The 17,020-nt window shown below is 67.0% G+C and carries 16 protein-coding genes; 5 read left to right on the top strand and 11 right to left on the bottom strand.

What is annotated here, in order from left to right; genetic code table 11:
* The first annotated feature begins 61 nt into the window (after positions 1 to 61).
* The gene (locus tag B0B01_RS09460; RefSeq protein WP_076649642.1) at positions 62 to 460 is read left to right on the top strand and encodes a hypothetical protein; all 399 of its coding nucleotides are present in this window, start codon (positions 62 to 64) and stop codon (positions 458 to 460) included.
* Between the two features lie 152 nt (positions 461 to 612).
* Here the strand turns inward: B0B01_RS09460 and B0B01_RS09455 are convergent, their stop codons facing one another.
* The 9 genes from B0B01_RS09455 to trxC all read right to left on the bottom strand — a co-directional run bounded on the left by B0B01_RS09455 (position 613) and on the right by trxC (position 10,098).
* Positions 613 to 906 carry a TFIIB-type zinc ribbon-containing protein gene (locus tag B0B01_RS09455; RefSeq protein WP_076649641.1) on the bottom strand — a complete coding sequence of 98 codons (294 nt, stop codon included), beginning with the start codon at positions 904 to 906 and terminating at the stop codon, positions 613 to 615.
* On the bottom strand, positions 906 to 1,892 hold the full coding sequence (locus B0B01_RS09450) for a TerC family protein (protein ID WP_076649640.1): 987 nt from the start codon (positions 1,890 to 1,892) through the stop codon (positions 906 to 908). The genes B0B01_RS09455 and B0B01_RS09450 overlap by 1 nt, the downstream gene beginning before the upstream one ends.
* A 259-nt stretch (positions 1,893 to 2,151) precedes the next feature.
* Entirely contained in the window at positions 2,152 to 5,352 is a 3,201-nt protein-coding gene (locus tag B0B01_RS09445; protein ID WP_076649639.1) for an efflux RND transporter permease subunit, read from the bottom strand.
* A 1-nt stretch (position 5,353) separates the two neighbouring features.
* The gene (locus tag B0B01_RS09440) at positions 5,354 to 6,337 is read right to left on the bottom strand and encodes an efflux RND transporter periplasmic adaptor subunit (RefSeq protein ID WP_076649638.1); all 984 of its coding nucleotides are present in this window, start codon (positions 6,335 to 6,337) and stop codon (positions 5,354 to 5,356) included.
* A gap of 12 nt (positions 6,338 to 6,349) precedes the next feature.
* The gene (locus B0B01_RS09435) at positions 6,350 to 6,550 is read right to left on the bottom strand and encodes a YgaP family membrane protein (RefSeq protein ID WP_076649637.1); all 201 of its coding nucleotides are present in this window, start codon (positions 6,548 to 6,550) and stop codon (positions 6,350 to 6,352) included.
* 96 nt (positions 6,551 to 6,646) lie between these two features.
* Positions 6,647 to 7,843 carry an MFS transporter gene (locus tag B0B01_RS09430; RefSeq protein ID WP_076649636.1) on the bottom strand — a complete coding sequence of 399 codons (1,197 nt, stop codon included), beginning with the start codon at positions 7,841 to 7,843 and terminating at the stop codon, positions 6,647 to 6,649.
* A gap of 81 nt (positions 7,844 to 7,924) precedes the next feature.
* The gene (locus tag B0B01_RS09425) at positions 7,925 to 8,290 is read right to left on the bottom strand and encodes a DUF5368 family protein (RefSeq protein WP_076649635.1); all 366 of its coding nucleotides are present in this window, start codon (positions 8,288 to 8,290) and stop codon (positions 7,925 to 7,927) included.
* A gap of 27 nt (positions 8,291 to 8,317) precedes the next feature.
* Positions 8,318 to 9,610, bottom strand: a complete 1,293-nt coding sequence (locus B0B01_RS09420) for an NAD(P)/FAD-dependent oxidoreductase (RefSeq protein ID WP_234967743.1) — start codon at positions 9,608 to 9,610, stop codon at positions 8,318 to 8,320.
* Between the two features lie 41 nt (positions 9,611 to 9,651).
* Positions 9,652 to 10,098, bottom strand: coding sequence for a thioredoxin TrxC (gene trxC, locus B0B01_RS09415; protein WP_076649633.1), 447 nt, complete (start codon positions 10,096 to 10,098; stop codon positions 9,652 to 9,654).
* Between the two features lie 89 nt (positions 10,099 to 10,187).
* Here trxC and B0B01_RS09410 point away from each other — a divergent pair, with 89 nt between their 5' ends.
* The 4 genes from B0B01_RS09410 to B0B01_RS09395 all read left to right on the top strand — a co-directional run bounded on the left by B0B01_RS09410 (position 10,188) and on the right by B0B01_RS09395 (position 14,062).
* Complete coding sequence (locus B0B01_RS09410; RefSeq protein ID WP_234967742.1) at positions 10,188 to 10,550, top strand: ArsR/SmtB family transcription factor; 363 nt, start codon at positions 10,188 to 10,190, stop codon at positions 10,548 to 10,550.
* A gap of 89 nt (positions 10,551 to 10,639) precedes the next feature.
* Entirely contained in the window at positions 10,640 to 13,162 is a 2,523-nt protein-coding gene (locus B0B01_RS09405) for a heavy metal translocating P-type ATPase (protein ID WP_076650158.1), read from the top strand.
* Positions 13,163 to 13,184: 22 nt separating this feature from the next.
* Complete coding sequence (gene cueR / locus B0B01_RS09400) at positions 13,185 to 13,583, top strand: Cu(I)-responsive transcriptional regulator (protein ID WP_076649631.1); 399 nt, start codon at positions 13,185 to 13,187, stop codon at positions 13,581 to 13,583.
* Positions 13,584 to 13,693: 110 nt separating this feature from the next.
* Positions 13,694 to 14,062: a bactofilin family protein gene (locus B0B01_RS09395; RefSeq protein WP_076649630.1), complete on the top strand. Its 369-nt coding sequence runs from the start codon at positions 13,694 to 13,696 to the stop codon at positions 14,060 to 14,062.
* 151 nt (positions 14,063 to 14,213) lie between these two features.
* Here B0B01_RS09395 and B0B01_RS09390 read toward each other — a convergent pair whose 3' ends face one another.
* Together B0B01_RS09390 and B0B01_RS09385 are read right to left on the bottom strand one after the other, a co-directional pair.
* Positions 14,214 to 15,542, bottom strand: coding sequence for a M16 family metallopeptidase (locus tag B0B01_RS09390; protein WP_076649629.1), 1,329 nt, complete (start codon positions 15,540 to 15,542; stop codon positions 14,214 to 14,216).
* On the bottom strand, positions 15,539 to 16,885 hold the full coding sequence (locus tag B0B01_RS09385) for a M16 family metallopeptidase (RefSeq protein ID WP_076650157.1): 1,347 nt from the start codon (positions 16,883 to 16,885) through the stop codon (positions 15,539 to 15,541). The genes B0B01_RS09390 and B0B01_RS09385 overlap by 4 nt, the downstream gene beginning before the upstream one ends.
* Positions 16,886 to 17,020 lie beyond the last annotated feature (135 nt).

Genomic DNA, 17,020 nt, shown 5'->3' with positions numbered 1-17,020 from the left:
GTCCCCCGTGCCATGCGGCGCGATCAGGTCTATATTTGGGGAAACCTCAGGGAGCAGGATCATGACCCGCATCGTCCGACTGACCGTCGCCATTGCATTCGCCCTTTCGCCGGTCACGGCGGTCCATGCCGATCCCGGGCACGGCAAGCATCACAGCGAAAGTCACCGCGGGGCGAATGATCGTCATCGCGTTGCGCATTGCCCGCCCGGTCTTGCCAAGAAGAACCCGCCATGCGTTCCGCCGGGACAGGCAAGACAGCACGAGCAACGCTACGGCAACCGCATCGGAGAGATCCTCCGCATCGGCGATTATGCCGTCATCCGGGATCCGCAGCGGTATGATCTCGATCGCCGTCAGGGCTGGCAATATTACCGCGACGAAAACCGGATCTATCGCGTTGACCGCGATACCCGGAAGATCCTGGCGATCCTGAACCTGATCGAGGTGCTTTCGAACTGATCCCGCCATCGCGCGAGGCGGCGCGCGTGACGCTCCTCCCCGGCCCGGTGGCCGCTCAAGGCGCAGTCCGTCGAAACGGACTATCCGTGTCGGAAAACCCGCGGGATTGCCGGGGCGAAAAGACCGCCGGCAATCCCTTCGAGCGCTGAAAATCAGTCGAAGATATCGAAGATACTGGGGCGCCGCCGCTTGCGATAACGGTTATCATCGTCATCCCAGTCGCGCCGCTCGCTTCGTTGCGCGTAATGCGACGTCGGGGGCGACTGGTAATGGGTCGTGGAGGTCTGCCCGCGGTGAGCCTCCTGGTTGGCGGCATCGAGCAGCTTTTCCAGCTCCCCGCGGTCGAGCCAGACACCGCGGCAGGTCGGGCAGATATCGAACTCGACCCCGGACCGCTGCACGGTCTGCATGGTGGAGTTGTCGTTGGGACAAAGCAGCAATGGCATCAGGTAGATCCTTTCTTTGGCTGATGCGGACGGGAAAAACGGCTGCGCCATAGTGACCAGAGAATCCCGGTCAGCAGGATGGCGAAGGTGATGGCGAGCGACCAGATTTCGGGGATATGCACGATGCCCAGGAAATCGGTGAGGAAGACCTTGCCTCCGATAAAGATCAGCAGCACGGCGAGCGCATGTTTGAGATAGGCGAAACGGTGCATCACCGCCGCCAGCGCGAAATACAGCGCCCGCAGGCCCAGAATCGCGAAAATGTTCGAGGTATAGATCAGATAGGGGTCGCTGGTGATCGCAAAGATCGCGGGGATCGAATCCACCGCAAAGATCACGTCCGCCACTTCGACCGAGACCAGCGCAAGGAACAGCGGCGTCATGTAGCGCACCATCCGCCCGGTCCGGGGATCCGGCAGCTTGACCAGGAAATGCTCGCCATGCGGCTCCTCGGTGATGCGGAACCGGTTGCGCATGAAGCGCAGGAGCGGGTTTTTCGACAGGTCGGCAGGTTCGCCCCGGACCAGCAGCATCCGGATTCCTGACAGGACCAGGAAAGCGGCGAACACATAGAGTATCCAGTCAAACCTTGCGACCAGCACCGCGCCGCCGCCGATCATGAGTCCCCGCATCACGATGGCGCCGAGAATGCCCCAGAACAGCACGCGGTGCTGATACTGGCGCGGAACGGCGAAAAAGCCGAAGATCAGGGCGATGACGAAGATATTGTCGAGCGCGAGGCTTTTCTCGACCACGAAGCCCGTGACGTATCGCATCGCCGCATCCGCCCCGAGCTGCCACCAGACGACGACGCCGAACAGCAGCCCCATGGCGATATAGCCGGCCGACAGCAGCAGGCTTTCGCGAACGCCGACCACGCGGTGCTTGCGGTGCAGCACCCCCAGATCCAGTGCCAGCAGCAGACCGACGACAACCATGAAAACCAGCCACATCCAGAGCGGTTTTCCCAGCCAGAGGATCGTCATGAAAGCCACTCGCCGTCTCCTGTATCCGGAGCACGACTCACAGCAGGCCCTCTGATCAGAACCAGCATCGAGCATGCTCGATTTCGGTCCGACATCACGACCTGTCTCGGTCGCCAGAGGGGCCCGGCCCATACCCGGGAATTTCAGTCGTCATCCGCCGGTTTCAACCGAGATCACGATTAGTTTACCGCTATCGCCCGGATCCGTTTTTGGACGCCCCGCCCGGCACGCCCGTCGCAACCCCACGGCCCGGGCCTCCTCAGCCGCGCAGCACCCGATAAATCACCGGAATGACCAGGACGGTCAGCAGGGTCGAACTCGCCACCCCGAACAGGAGCGAGATCGCCAGTCCCTGAAAGATCGGGTCGGCGAGGATCACGCCCGCGCCGATCATCGCCGCGATCCCGGTCAGCAGGATCGGTTTGAAGCGGATGGCGCCGGCCTCGATCAAGACCTCGGTCAGCGGGCGATCCCCGCGCGGGGTGTGGCGGATGAAATCCACCAGCAGGATCGAGTTGCGCACGATGATCCCCGCCAGGGCGATGAAGCCGATCATCGAGGTGGCCGAGAACGGCGCGCCGAACAGCCAATGCCCGATCATGATGCCGATGAAGGTCAGCGGCACCGGGGTCAGCACCACCAGCGGCAGCCTGAACGACCGGAACTGCGCCACGACCAGGATATAGATGCCGAGCAGCGCCACCATGAAAGCCGCGCCCATGTCGCGGAAGGTGACCCAGGTGACCTCCCATTCCCCGTCCCAGAGCAGGGTCGGGGTGGCCTCGTCGCCGGGCTGGCCGTGCAGGCGGATCACGGGTTTCGGCAGGCCGGTCCAGTCCTGTGCATCAAGCGCATCCTGCACCGCCAGCATGCCGTAAAGCGGCGCCTCAAAATCGCCGGCGAGTTCCGCAGTCACCATTTCCGCCGCGCGGCCGTTGCGGCGAAAGATCGGCAGCGAGGCGCGCTCCTCGACCACCTCCACCACGTCGCCGAGTTCCACCACGCCGCGATCGCCGGGCAGCACATTGGCGGGGATGGGCGTGGTCAGGAAGGTTTCATCCATGACGCGGGCGGATCTCGGGCGCTCGATGCGGATCGGGATCGGCGGGCGGCCCTCGCCGCGATGGGAATAGCCGACCAGCGTGCCCGTGTTCAGCAGGCCGATCGTATCGAGCACATCGCCTTCCTCGACATGGAAGAACTCAAGGTCATCGGTCGAGACCACCGCGCGCAGCTTGCGCGGTGCCATGCCCCAGGAATTGTCGATATCGACGATGAAGGGGACCGAGCGGAAGGCATCCTCGACCCGGGCCGCGACCGCGCGGCGGGTCTCGGCGTCGGGGCCGTAGATCTCGGCCAGCAGCGTAGCCATGACCGGCGGGCCGGGCGGCGGCTCGACCACCTTCAGCACGGTGCCCCCGGGCAGGGCGGCATCATTCAGACGCTCGCGCATGTCGAGCGCGATTTCGTGGCTTGGCCGGTCGCGGTCGGATTTGGGGCGCAGGTTCACCGCCACATCGCCCAGTTGCGGCTGGTTGCGATGGAAACTGTGGCGCACGAGACCGTTGAAATCGAAGGGTGCGGCGGTGCCGGCATGGGTCTGGACCGACTGCACCTCGTCCATGTCCAGCAGGATGCGCGCGATCTCCTGCGCCACGGCGTCGGTGTCCTCGGCGGATGCGCCTTCGGGCAGGTCGATCATCACCGCGAGTTCCGACTTGTTGTCGAAGGGCAGCAGCTTGACCGTCACCGCCTTGACATAGAACAGCGACAGTGAACCGCCGGTCAGCACCAGCACGACGGCCAGGAACAGCCAGCCGCGCGCCTTGCTGGCCAGCAGCGGGCGGGCGGCCGCGGCATAGGCGCGCCCGAGCCGCCCGCCGCCATGCGCGGCCTCGCCGTGCCCGGCCATCGGCGCGCGTCCGGCGATCTTCATCATCAGCCAGGGCGTGACCATGACCGCGACGAAGAACGAGAATATCATCGCGGCCGAGGCATTGGCGGGGATCGGGCTCATGTAAGGCCCCATCATGCCCGAGACGAACAGCATGGGCAGCAGGGCCGCCACCACGGTCAGCGTGGCGACGATGGTGGGGTTGCCGACCTCGGCCACGGCCTCGATCGCGGCCTGCTGGCGGGGGCGGCCGTCATTCATCGCCCAGTGGCGGGCGATGTTCTCGATCACCACGATGGCGTCGTCGACCAGAATGCCGATGGAAAAAATCAGCGCAAACAGGCTGACCCGGTTCAGCGTATAGCCCATGATCCAGGACGCGAACAGCGTCAGCAGGATCGTCACCGGGATCACCACCGCGACAACCAGCGCTTCGCGCCGGCCTATCGCCAGCCAGACCAGCGCGATGATGGAAATCGTGGCAAGGCCCAGGTGAAACAGCAGTTCATTGGCCTTTTCATTGGCGGTCTCGCCGTAATCGCGGGTGATCTGCACGCCGATGTCGTCGGGGATCAACCGCCCCTGCAGATCCGCGACCCGGTGCAGGATGGTGTCCGCGACCGTCACCGCATTGGATCCCGCGCGCTTGGCCAGGGCCAGCGTCACCGCGGGCGTGCGGACCGGTTCACCGTCCGGGCCGCGCAGGACCGTCGCCACCATCGCATCCCCGGTGTCGGTCGCCAGCGCCACATCGGCCACGTCGCGCAAATAGACGGGGCGGCCGTCGCGGGTGGTCAGCAGAAGGTTCCCGATCGCGCCGGGCGTGGCCAGCGTTTCGCCGGCGACCAGCATGATCTGCTGCCCCCGGTCACGGACAAGGCCGGCCGGAAAGGCGCGGTTCGCGCCCTGCACCTTGCCCGCAAGCTGTTGCAGCGTGACGCCATAAAGCGCGAGCCGCGCCGGATCGGGACTGATGCGGATGATTTCATCACTGGCGCCGACCAGGTAGGTCAGGCCGACATCCTCGATCTTGATCAGTTCGGCCTGCAATTCGCGGGCGATGCGGGTCAGGTCATTGGCGCTGATGCCGTCCGCCTGCGGGTCCGGGGTCAGGGTCAGCGATATGACCGCCACATCGTCGATGCCGCGCCCGACGATCAGCGGCTCGGGGATGCCGGCGGGGATGCGGTCCATGTTGGCGCGGATCCTGTCATGGACGCGCAGCACCGCCGTATCGGCCGGGGTGCCGGTCAGGAAGCGCGCCGTGACCAGAACGCCATCGTCCTGCGTACGGGAATAGACATGTTCCACCCCGTCGATGCCCTTGACGATCTGCTCCAGCGGCTCGGTGATCAGCTTGACGGCATCGGGCGCCTTCAGCCCCGGCGCCATCACCTGAATGTCGATCATCGGCACCGAGATCTGCGGCTCTTCCTCGCGCGGCAGCGCCATCAGCGCGATCAGCCCGAAGGCGAGCGAGGCGATCAGCAGCAGGGGCGTCAGCGGCGAGGCGATGAAGGCGCGGGTCAGCCAGCCCGCCATGCCGAGGCGTGGTCGATCACCCATCTCAGGGCACCAGCACCATGTCGCCCGCGTGCAGGCCGGTCAGGATCTCGACCATCTCGGTGCCGTCCAGCACCATGGCCTCACCGGGGATGACCGCCCGGTCCACCTCCCGGCGGCCACTCTCGCGAATGCGCACGAAATCCAGCCCCGCGCGATTCTGCACCGCCGCCTGCGGCACCACCAGCCCCTCGCGCGAGCCGACCGGAACCCGCACCAGAACACGGGCGTCGATGAAATCGGAATTCATCCCCTCGGCCTCGACATCGGCGATAACACGGCCGTTTTCGATCTGCGGATAAAGCCTGACCAGACGCCCCGGCATCACCGCCCCGTTCGAGGTGATCTGCAATTCCGCCCCCTCCCGCAGGTCGGCGGCATGACGTTCGGGGATGGCAAGGCGCAGGAACACCCCGCCGCCGGCGATGGTCGCAACCGGTTCTCCCGCCATGATGACGGCCTCGCTGGTGACCGGAACCGCGAGCACCCGCCCGTCGGCCGGGGCAAGCACCGCCCCTTCTTCCGCCTGCTGCACGAGGACCGAACGCTCCGCCTGAACCGCGGCGATCCGGTTCGCGGTCACCTCGACATCGGTTTCAAGCTGTTCGAGCCGCTGCGCGGTGGAAACACCGCGTTCGACCAGCGATCGCCCCCGTTCGAGTTCGGCGCGGGCGCGGATCAGTTCGGCCTCGAGCGCGCGAAGCTGGGCATCCATCGCGCTGATCTGAAAGGCGATCTTGTCGTCACGCACCAGCGCGATCCGGTCACCCGTGCGCACCCTGTCGCCTTCGGTCACGCCAAGCTCGACAATGGTGCCGCCGATCCGGGCGCGCGCCGGCACGGTGTTGCGCGCCTCGACCCGTCCATAGACCGGCTTCCATTCAAGCAGGGTCCGCGGGACGAGCTCGATCATCTGCTCCGCGGATACCGGCGGGGCCGCGACCACGGCCAGGACGAAAACGGCCGGGGCAAGGCCGGGCACACGCATCGGCCGCCGCCCCTAGAAGGCGGGGCCGGGACGGACGCCAAGCCGCTTCATCACCCAGGCGCTGGGGCAGAAGCCGGTAAAGGCCGATTGCAGCAGGTTGGCACCGACGAAAACCGTAAGCCAGACGAAATGGGGCGAGACCCAGACAGTCAGCACCACCGAGACCAGGACCATCGTCCCGGCAAAGGCGAACATGGCACGATCAAGAGTCATGGCGATACCTCTGTGTTCTGTATGTTTCGTATATACGAACTTTGGAATGTATTGCCAAGCAGAAAATCAGCCCGCCCCTGTCGCGGCCGCAGCGTTCTAGCGCGCCCTCAGCGCCCGCCCTGACCGGCCCGACACCAGCAGCAGGGGCATCAGGACCAGCGCGACGGCGGGAAAGATCAGCCAGTTCATGGTCTGCCATCCCGACGCATGCAGCAGCGTCCCGGCAAAGAACGAAGCCGCCGCAACGGTTCCGAAGACCATGAAATCATTCGCTCCCTGCGCCTTGCCGCGCTCGGCGTCGCTGTGGCAGTCGGTCACCATCGCGGTGGCCCCGATGAAGCCGAAGTTCCACCCGATCCCCAGCAGCACCAGCGAGATCCAGAAATGCGCAAGCGCAAGCCCGCCCAGCGCCACCACCGCCGAGACCGCAATGAGCAGCAGGCCGAGCGCGGTGACACGCTCCTTGCCGAAGCGGGTGATCAGGCGCCCGGTGATAAAACTGGGTGCGAACATGGCCAGCACGTGCCACTGGATCCCGAGCGCCGCCTGGTCGACCGAATGGCCATGCCCGACCATGGCAATCGGGGCCGCGGTCATGACAAAGACCATGAGCCCGTAAGACACGACCCCTGCCGCCACCGCCAGCATGTAGCGCGGCTGCAGGAGGATCTGCCCGAGACTGCGACCGCCCCCCGCGCCGGCCAGGGCGGCGGTTTCCTTCGGTGTGCGCAGCATCAGCAGCACCGGCAAGGCCAGAAGCGCAAGTCCCGCCTGGCTCAGGAAACTGCCCGCATAGGGCGTCTGCGGCAGGGCATCGCGGGTCCAGATCACGATCTGCGGCCCGATGATCGCGGCGATCAGCCCGCCGATCATCACGGCCGAGATGGCGCGCGCCTTCATTTCCCCCTCGACCGCATCGGCGGCGGCAAAACGATAGCTCTGCACATAGGCGGCGTAGAAACCCGCGGTGAAGGTGCCGAGGCAGAACAGCAGGAACGAGGCCGAAAAGATGCCGAACGCCGCGACCAGCCCCGAGGCTATGCCGAACCCGGCCCCGAGCACATAGCCGCTGCGCCGCCCGAAGCGACGCATGACGGCCGCCGAGGGCAGCGTGCCGAGCGCGAGCCCCAGGTTGAACAGGCTGACCGGCAGGGTCACGAGCGCCGGATCCTCCGAAAGCTGCTGCCCGACCAGTCCGCCGAGCGAGACGATGATCGGCGGGCTTGCCGCGCCGAGCGCCTGCGCGGTGGTCAGGACATATATGTTCCGTCGGGCTGTGGTCTGGCGTGTCATCGTGTTCGTAAGTCCTGATCTTGCAGCCGGGCCTGCCGGCGGTTTGTCGGGAGAATTGTCGGGACGGACTGTCGGCAATGGTTAGCCGCGGCGCAGCCGGCGGGCGCAGGTGACGGACACCAGCGAAAAGATCACGCCGGCCACCACCGCTCCGGGGAGGAGCGAAATCGCCAGCGCGACGACCACATCCACCGGCGCCGCCAGCGCCGAGAGCCGCGCATGGCTCCAGCCCGGCACGAGCAGAAAGGCAATGGCGGTCGCGATGATGCCCCCGACAAGCGCCGCGATCAGCGGACGCCGCCAGGACCCCGCCGCCGCGCGCAGGCGCAGGGCGCCCGCCGTCACCGCAAGCAACAGCACAGACGCGAGCGCCAGCAGCGGCCACAGCCAGAGCCCCAGGGTTTCGCGGATGATGGCCCAGAGTGCGACGGGATCGAAACCCTGCATGTCTTGTCCTCACGCATGTTGACCGGATCACGCCCGGCCGCGCAGCATCGCGCGATAAGCCCCCTTGAGCCCCTTTTCCTCGATCAGCCACGACACCCAGAGTTCCTCGAGCGGGTCGATGAAGGGAAAGGAGGGCACGAGATTGTCCTCGTAATCGAACTCGATCAGCATGGCGCGGCCGTAACGGGTGATGAGCGGGCAGGACGTGTAGCCGTCAAAGGCGGCGAGTGGTTCCCTGCCCATGGTCTCGGCCACGAGATTTTCCGCCACCACCGGCACCTGCAGCTTGACGCTGGCCGCCGTCTTGCCGCGCGGCACACCGGCCACGTCGCCAAGCGCAAAGACATTGGCATAGCGCGGATGCCGCAGGGTGGCGCGATCGGCCTCGACCCAGCCATCGGCGGCAAGGGGCCCGTCCTGCCATGGCAGCGGGCTGTCGCGCACGGCATCAGGCGCGCGCATCGGCGGCACCACGTGGATGAAATCGTAATCCATGGTGACAGTGCCTTCGGGCGTGTCATAGCTCGCCCGCCGTGCGGCGGGGTCGATCGCGCTCAGCACGCGGTCATGATTGACCACGATGCCGCGCCCGGCGAACAGGTATTCCACGCGCTCGTTCACCGGCGGCACCGCGAAAACCGTCGGATTGTGGGCATTATAGATCAGGTCGACCGCATCGCGCCGGTTCCGGCGGCGGGCAAGGTCATCGACGATGAAGGTGATCTTGAGCGGCGCGCCCGCGCATTTCATCTCGGTCAAGGGGCGGCTGAAAAGGCCGGTGCCGCCGCTGTCGACAAAGGCGTCGATCACCCGCCAGGAGGCCGCGGCCGCCTCGGGCCCGGCATAGATTGAGGCGATTCCCTCACGCCCGATCAGCCCGGTTTCCATCCCCTCGATGCTGGCATAATCCAGCTTGAGCCCGGTCGCGACCATGAGGAAATCATAACCGATCCGCCGCCCGCTCCCGGTGACGACCGTGTTGGCCTCGGGATCGAACCCGGCCACCGGCTCGGTGATCCACTCGACGCCGCGCGGCACGAAATCGGCATTGCGGAAGGTCACGTCACCGGGTTGCCACAGGCCGGCGCCGATCAGGGTAAAGCCGGGCTGAAAATGGTGCTCGGTCTTCTCGTCGATGAGGGTCAAGGTCGCCTGCGGCATCTGGCGCCGTAGCCGCGACGCGAGCGAAAGCCCCGCAGCACCGGCACCGGCAATCACGATCCGCGCCTTTGCCGGCGACACCGCCGCTGCCTCGGCCCGCCCGCCGAATGGGGTGCCGAACATGGCACCGGCCGACACCGCGCCCGTTGCAGTCAGCAAGAAATGCCTTCGATCCATGACCGCCTCCCCTTCCTGTCCGGTCACCCTGCGGATGCGAGCTGTCCCTCGACCCAGGCGACGATCTGCGCCGTGCCCATGGCACCCGAAAGCCGCGCCAGTTCCCGCCCGTCCCGGAACAGCAGCAGCGCCGGGATCCCGCGAATGCCGAGCCGCGCCGCAAGCTCGCCGTGTTCGTCGGAGTTCAGCTTGATCAGCCGCACCCGCGGCTCCAGTTCGGCGGCCGCATCCGCAAAGGCCGGCGCCATTATCCGGCAGGGGCCGCACCAGGGTGCCCAGATATCGACCAGCACCGGCAGCGTGCTGCGGCTGACCTGACGCTCGAACATCCGGGCATCGGCCTCGGCCGGCCGGCCACGGAACAGCGGCGCCTTGCAACGGCCGCAGCGCGCCGGTTTCAAGTCGCGCCCGGCAGAGACGCGGTTGACTGCGGCACATTCGGAACAGACGATGGTGGTCGCAGCTTTCATCCTGACCTCGCAGTGTCACGATACAGCATTATCCTATATCTAGATCGACATTGACATATATGCAAGACTTCGAAACTATGCAGGTAAGAATGAAGCTTGATCCCGACACCATGCAGAACGCCGCAGACGATGCCTGCGAACTCCTGAAGGCGCTGTCCAACCGCCATCGGCTGCTGATCCTGTGCCACCTGATCGAGGGCGAAAAATCCGTCGGGCAACTGGTCGAATTTCTGGGGATCCGCGATTCGACCGTGTCGCAGCATCTTGCGCTCCTGCGCAAGGACCGGCTGATCGCCGGGCGGCGCGAGGGCCAGATGGTCTGGTACCATATCGAAAGCGAGGCGGCGCGACGGGTGGTCGAGGTGCTTTACGCCATGTTCTGCCCGCCGGAGCGCAGCAGCGGGGCCGCCGCCGGACCCGGCTCAACCGAACCCGGACCCCGGACGCGGTAATTCCCGGTCTTTTTCGCAACCGGCCCTTGACCCTCCAGTTGCTGGAACCCTTATGTCCCCTGCATCAACAGATGTCGGGAAGCGATCTCATGGCGAATGCGACGAACGGAACCAGCCTCGTGGTGCGGATTGACGGGCTCTCCTGCGGCTCCTGCGCGGCGCGGGCGCAGAAGGCGCTTGCCGCGATTCCCGCGGTGCAGGCGGCTGACGTGAACCTTGCGAACGAACGGGGCACGATCCGCTTTGACGGCGCGGCTGATGCGCGGGCGGTGCGCGAGGCGCTCGACGCCGCCGGCTATCCCGCCCGCACCAGCACCGCGACGCTCGACGTAGAGGGCATGAGTTGCGCTTCCTGCGTGGGGCGGGTCGAAAAGGCGCTGCGCACCCTGCCCGACGTGATCGACGCCAATGTGAATCTCGCAACCCAGACCGTGCGCGTGACCTGGCTCGAGGGGGAACACTCGATCCGCGACCTTGCCCATGCGGTGAGCGACGCCGGCTATCCCGCGACGCCGCAGGAGCCCGACGCGCCGCGCGAGGATCCGCAGGAGCGCCGGAGCACCGAGGCCCGCACCCTTGCGCGGCGCGTGCTGCTCGCGGCGGCGCTTGCCCTGCCGGTGTTCGTGCTCGAGATGGGCGGCCACATGGTGCCGGGGTTCCACGACTGGATCGCGGCCACCATCGGCATGCAGACAAGCTGGCTGATCCAGTTCGCCCTGACCACGGTCATCCTTCTGGGACCGGGGCGGCAGTTCTATGCCACCGGCATCCCTGCCCTGCTGCACGGCCGGCCGGACATGAACAGCCTGGTCGCGCTCGGCACGGCGGCGGCCTACGGATTCTCCGTGGTCGCGACCTTCCTGCCCGCGCTCCTGCCCGAGGGCAGCCTTGCGGTCTATTACGAACCGGCCGCGGTGATCGTCGTGCTGATCCTGGTCGGGCGCTGGCTGGAGGCCCGCGCCAAGGGACGCACGGGCGCCGCGATACACAGGCTCCTGAGCCTGCAGGCGCGCACGGCCATGATCCTGCGCGACGGCGAACTGGTGGAAATCCCGATCGAAGATGTGCGGCAGGGCGATATCATCCTCGTGCGCCCGGGCGAGCGCATTCCCGTCGACGGCGCCGTGACCGAGGGCGAAAGCCACGTGGACGAAAGCATGATCACCGGCGAGCCCCTGCCGGTGCGCAAGACCCCGGGCGATGATGTCGTCGGCGGCACCGTCAACGCTGCGGGCAGTTTCCGCTTCCGCGCGACGCGTGTCGGCGCCGACACGACGCTTTCGCAGATCATCGCCATGGTCGAAGAGGCGCAGGCCGCGCGCCTGCCGATTCAGGGGCTCGTCGATCGCATCACGCTCTGGTTCGTGCCGGCGGTGATGGCGGCGGCGGTGGTCACGGTGCTGGTGTGGCTGCTGATCGGCCCGGCGCCGGTGCTGTCGCATGCGCTGGTCGCGGGGGTCGCGGTGCTCATCATCGCCTGCCCCTGCGCCATGGGGCTCGCGACGCCGACCTCGATCATGGTCGGCACCGGGCGCGCGGCGGAACTCGGCGTGCTGTTCCGCAAGGGCGATGCGCTGCAGTCGCTGCAGGGAATCGACGTGGTGGCCTTCGACAAGACCGGCACCCTGACCGAGGGGCGCCCGGAACTCACCGATATCGAACTGGCCCCCGGCCAGGACGAAAACGACGTGCTGCGCATCGCGGCAGCGGCCGAATCGGCCTCTGAACACCCGATCGCCCAGACCATCCTGCGCGCGGCGCGGACACGCGGGCTGGACCTGCCGGAGGTGTCCGGCTTCGCCGCGCTGGCGGGCCACGGGCTGCGCGCAAGTATCGAGGATCAGGCGGTTTTAATCGGCACCGAACGGCTGATGAGCGGCGAAGGCGTTGCCCTCGGGGGGCTTGATGCCAGCGCCGCACGGCTTGGGGCTGCCGGCAAGTCGCCGCTTTATGTCGCGATTGGCGGGCAGGCGGTGGCGGCGCTCGCCGTTTCGGACCCGCTGAAGCCGACCACCCGGGCGGCCATCGCCGCGCTGCACGAACAGGGGCGCCGGGTCGCCATGATCACCGGCGACAATCGCGCCACCGCCGAGGCCATCGCCGCAGAGGTCGGCATCGACCACGTGGTCGCCGAGGTGCTGCCCGAGGGCAAGGTCGCCGCGCTCGATTCCCTGCGCGGGGGCGGACGCCGCGTCGCCTTTGTCGGTGACGGGATCAACGACGCGCCGGCGCTGGCCCATGCCGATATCGGGCTGGCCATCGGCACCGGCACCGACGTGGCGATCGAGGCCGCGGATGTGGTGCTGATGTCCGGTGATCTGCGCGGGGTGGTCAATGCCTTTGACATCTCGGCGCGCACCATGCGCAATATCCGCCAGAACCTGTTCTGGGCCTTTGCCTACAACACGGCGCTGATCCCGGTCGCGGCCGGGGTGCTTTATCCGGTCGCGGGGTTGATGCTTTCGCCGGTGCTGGCCGCGGGGGCGATGGCGCTTTCGAGCGTCTTCGTGCTTGGAAATGCCCTGCGCCTGCGCCGCGTTGCCGCGCCGCTGCCCGAACAGGGCAGTGGTGGCGGCGGGCATCCGGTCCCGCAACCGGCCCCGGCGGAATGACGAACCAGAGAGGAGGCCAGACATGAACATCGGTGATGTGGCCGCACGGGCCGGCCTGCCGGCCAAGACGATCCGCTACTATGAGGAGATCAACCTCGTCACACCCGGGCGCGGCGCGAACGGCTATCGCCGCTTTTCCGAAACCGACCTGCACAAGCTGATCTTTCTGCGCCGGGCGCGCTCGCTCGGTTTTGCGATCGAGGATTGCCGCGAACTGCTTGCGCTCCATGACGACCGCCGCCGCGCCAGCGCCGATGTGAAGGCGATCGCGGAAAACCATCTGGCGCGGATCGAGGAAAAGCTTGCCGAGCTTGAATCCATGCGCGCGACCCTGCGCGGGCTGGTGAAGGAATGCGCGGGCGACGAGCGGCCGGACTGCCCGATCCTCGCCGGGCTCGCCAATGCAGCGGCGACCGCCTGACACGGACAGGGGGCGCGGGCGAACACGCGGGGGCAGAGCGGCGTTTCGGCTTTGCATGCCGGGCTCTTGCCGCTAGTCTCGCCGGCATCCGGCGGGACGAGGGAAAACAGATGGCACAGATTGCGATGGCCGATCCGAAACAGGCCGGCGACAGCAGCACCGCACCGGCCGGCGGCCGCTCGGCGCTTTGCCGGGGCTCGAGGATCACCGGCGATCTCGAGTTTCCGGGGCTGGTCGAGGTGCTCGGACAGATCCGTGGAACCATCATCGCGGAGTCGATCATGGTCGGCGAAAGCGGCGAGACGGAGGGCGCGCTCACGGCCCGCTCCATCGCGGTGCGCGGCCGGGTCAAGGGCGACCTTGCCGGCGATTCGGTGACGCTGCACACCGGGGCACGGGTCAGCGGAACGATCAGCTATCGCACGCTCGTCATCGAATCGGGGGCCGAGGTCGAGGCCCGGGTCAAACGGCGCGGTTGAGCGCCCGACATATTCCAGACAAGCGCGCCCTGCCCTTCCTCAGCCGGCCGCCGGGCAGACAGGCCGGACAACTGCCGCAGGCGCGCCCCGGGTTGTTCCAGCAGATGCAGAAATCCGGCCGCCGGCCGGAAACACGCTCGGGGCATGTTTCCTACTCCGGCATGCCCACGCGGGGCGCCTCGTCCAGCCCCTCGGGCTGCCCGACCACCACGAACCGCAGTTGGCCCGGGCGCAGAAGCTCGCGCGCGACGCGGTTCGCCTCATCCAGCGTCACGGCGTTGATGCGGTCGTTCCGGGTGGCGATATAGTCGATCGGCAGGTCATCCATCTGCATCCCGACCAGGATGCGCGCGATCTGCCCGTTGCCGTCGAACCGCAGCGGATAGGCGCCGGTCAGGTAGGTCTTGGCGCGGGCGAGTTCCGTTTCGCTGACGCCGTTTTCCGCCATGTCCGCCCATTCCTGTCTGATCATTTCAACGGCTTCGGCGATCCGGTCATTGGCCGAGGCCACCCCGCCCATGTAAAGCGCCGCCAGATCCTTGGGCGCAAGATAGGTATAGACTCCGTAGGTCAGGCCCCGTTTCACGCGCAGTTCCTGCATGAGGCGGCTTTCGAACGATCCGCCCCCGAGAATCTGATTAAGCACATAGGCCGCATAGAAATCGGGATCGTCCCGCTCCAGCCCCTCCTGGCCGAATACGGCAACCGATTGCGGCGTGTCGTAATCGACCACGACGGTGCCGCCGTCGCCGGCAACCTCGGCGGGCGGGGGCAGCCGCGCGCCCTGTTCCGGCAGATCGCCAAGCAGATCGTCAAGCAGTTCGCCCAGTTCCTGCGCGTCGATGTCGCCGACCGCGCCCACGTAAAGGCGGTCGCGGGCAAAGACCGCGCCGTGCGCCGCGATCATGTCGTCGCGCGTCAAGGCTCTCACCGACTCTGCCGTGCCCTTGCGGTTCGATCCATAGGGATGCCCGTCAAAGGTCAGTTCGGCAAAGGTGCGCCCGGCGATCGCATTCGGATCCTTCCGCTCCGACGCGAGCCCGGACAGCACCTGCGCCCGCACCCGGTCGATGGCGGCCTCATCAAAGCGCGGCTCGTGCAGGGCGGTGCGCAGCAGCGCCATGGCGTCGTTGCGGTTCTCGCTCAGGAACCGGGTCGAGATCGAAACCATGTCGTCGCCGGAATCAAAGCCGATGCTCGCGCCCGCCGCCTCGAGCGCCCGGGCGAAGGCGCGCGCATCCATGTCGCCTGCCCCTTCCTCGAGCAGCCCGGTCATCAGATAGACGGCGCCGCGCCTGCCCCCCGGATCAAGCGATGTGCCGCCGCGAAACCGCAGCTCGAGCGCGGTGAAGGGCAGCGAATGTTCCTCGACCAGCCAGGCGGTGATGCCACCCGGAGAGGTGACTTCCTTCACATCGACCTCGGCCCGGGCGGGCAGCGCGAAAAGGATCAGGCAGAACATGGCGGCAAGCTGTCTCATTGCGCGTCCTCCTCGCTGCGCATGAGCCAGCCGGTGACCGAGGTTTCCGGCCGCAGCAGGTCACGCGCCGCCTCCATGATGTCATCGCCGCTCACGCCCTGGATTACCTCCGGCCAGTCCTCCACGTCCTCGAGCGCAAGCCCCGTGGCAAGCGCGCTGCCGTACCGGTTCGCCAGCCCCTCGATATTGTCGCGGGCATAGATCTGCGCCGCGCGCCACTGGAACTTGATCCGCTCAAGCTGTTCGGGATCGACCCCCTGTTCGAGGAAATCCGCAAGCGCCGCGTCAAGCGCCGCTTCCGCCTCTTCAAGCCCGACATCCGCCCCCGGCACCACCACGAGGTCGAACCCCGCCCGGCCAAGCGCCAGCCCGCTGTAATAGGCCGCGGTATGGACCGCGACAGGGGCATCGAATTCAAGCTTTTCGGCAAGGTATGACGTCGTGCCGCCGCCAAGGATCTCGGCCAGGAGGGTGAGCGCGGCGGCGTGTTCCTGCGCGCCGCCTGCCCGCGGCGGGGCAAGGTAGGAGCGGCTCAGATAGGGCTGCGCGACCCGCGCATCGCGCAGGGTCAGGCGCCGTGCCGCCAGTTGCGGCGGCTCCTGCGGGCGGTCGCGCGGGCGCAGATCGGGGTTTGCCGGGATCTGCCCGTAGGTTTCTTCGGCCAAGACCCGCACGGCGTCGGGTTCGACATCGCCCGCGACGACCACGATCGCATTGTTCGGCGCATAATGCAGCCGGTAGAAATCGAGCGCGTCGGACAGGTCGAGCGTCTGCATCTCGTGGCGCCAGCCGATCACCGGGCGCTTGTAGGGGCTGTTGTAATACTGGACCGCGCGCATCTGTTCGTTGAACAGCGCGCCGGGATTGTTGTCGATGCGCTGGTTGCGTTCTTCAAGGATCACGTCGCGCTCGGTTCTGACCACGTCCTCGGTGAGGCGCAGGTTCTCCATCCGGTCGGCCTCCATCTCCATCATGGTGCCGAGCCGGTCCGCCGCGACGCGCTGGAAATAGGCGGTGTAGTCATAGCTCGTGAAGGCATTGTCCTGCCCCCCGTTCGCCGCCACGATCTGCGAGAACTCGCCCGCTTCAAGGCTGTCCGTCGCCTTGAACATGAGGTGTTCGAGAAAATGGGCGATCCCCGAGCTTCCCGGCGGCTCGTCCCCCGAACCGGCGCGATACCAGACCATCTGCTGCACCACCGGCGCGCGGTGGTCCTCGATCACGACCAGTTGCAGGCCGTTCTCCAGGCGAAAGGCGGTCACCGCCTCTTTCGTCGCCTCGGCGGCAAGCGCGGCCTGACCCCAGACAAGCAGCACGGCAAGCGAGACGATGACGCGCAACATCAGCAAACCCTCTCAGGATACCCCATCGGATGCCCGCCGGCCCGCAGCCACCGGCGCGAGTGTCGGGGCGCGTGCGGTCAGGGCAGCGGATCGTTGCGGAGCCTGCGCGAGAGCCCCGGCCGACTCAAGCGCCCC

It is taken from the genome of Pontibaca methylaminivorans (assembly GCF_900156525.1).
GTDB classification, from domain to species: domain Bacteria; phylum Pseudomonadota; class Alphaproteobacteria; order Rhodobacterales; family Rhodobacteraceae; genus Pontibaca; species Pontibaca methylaminivorans.
This window is presented reverse-complemented; position numbering and strand designations above follow the sequence as displayed.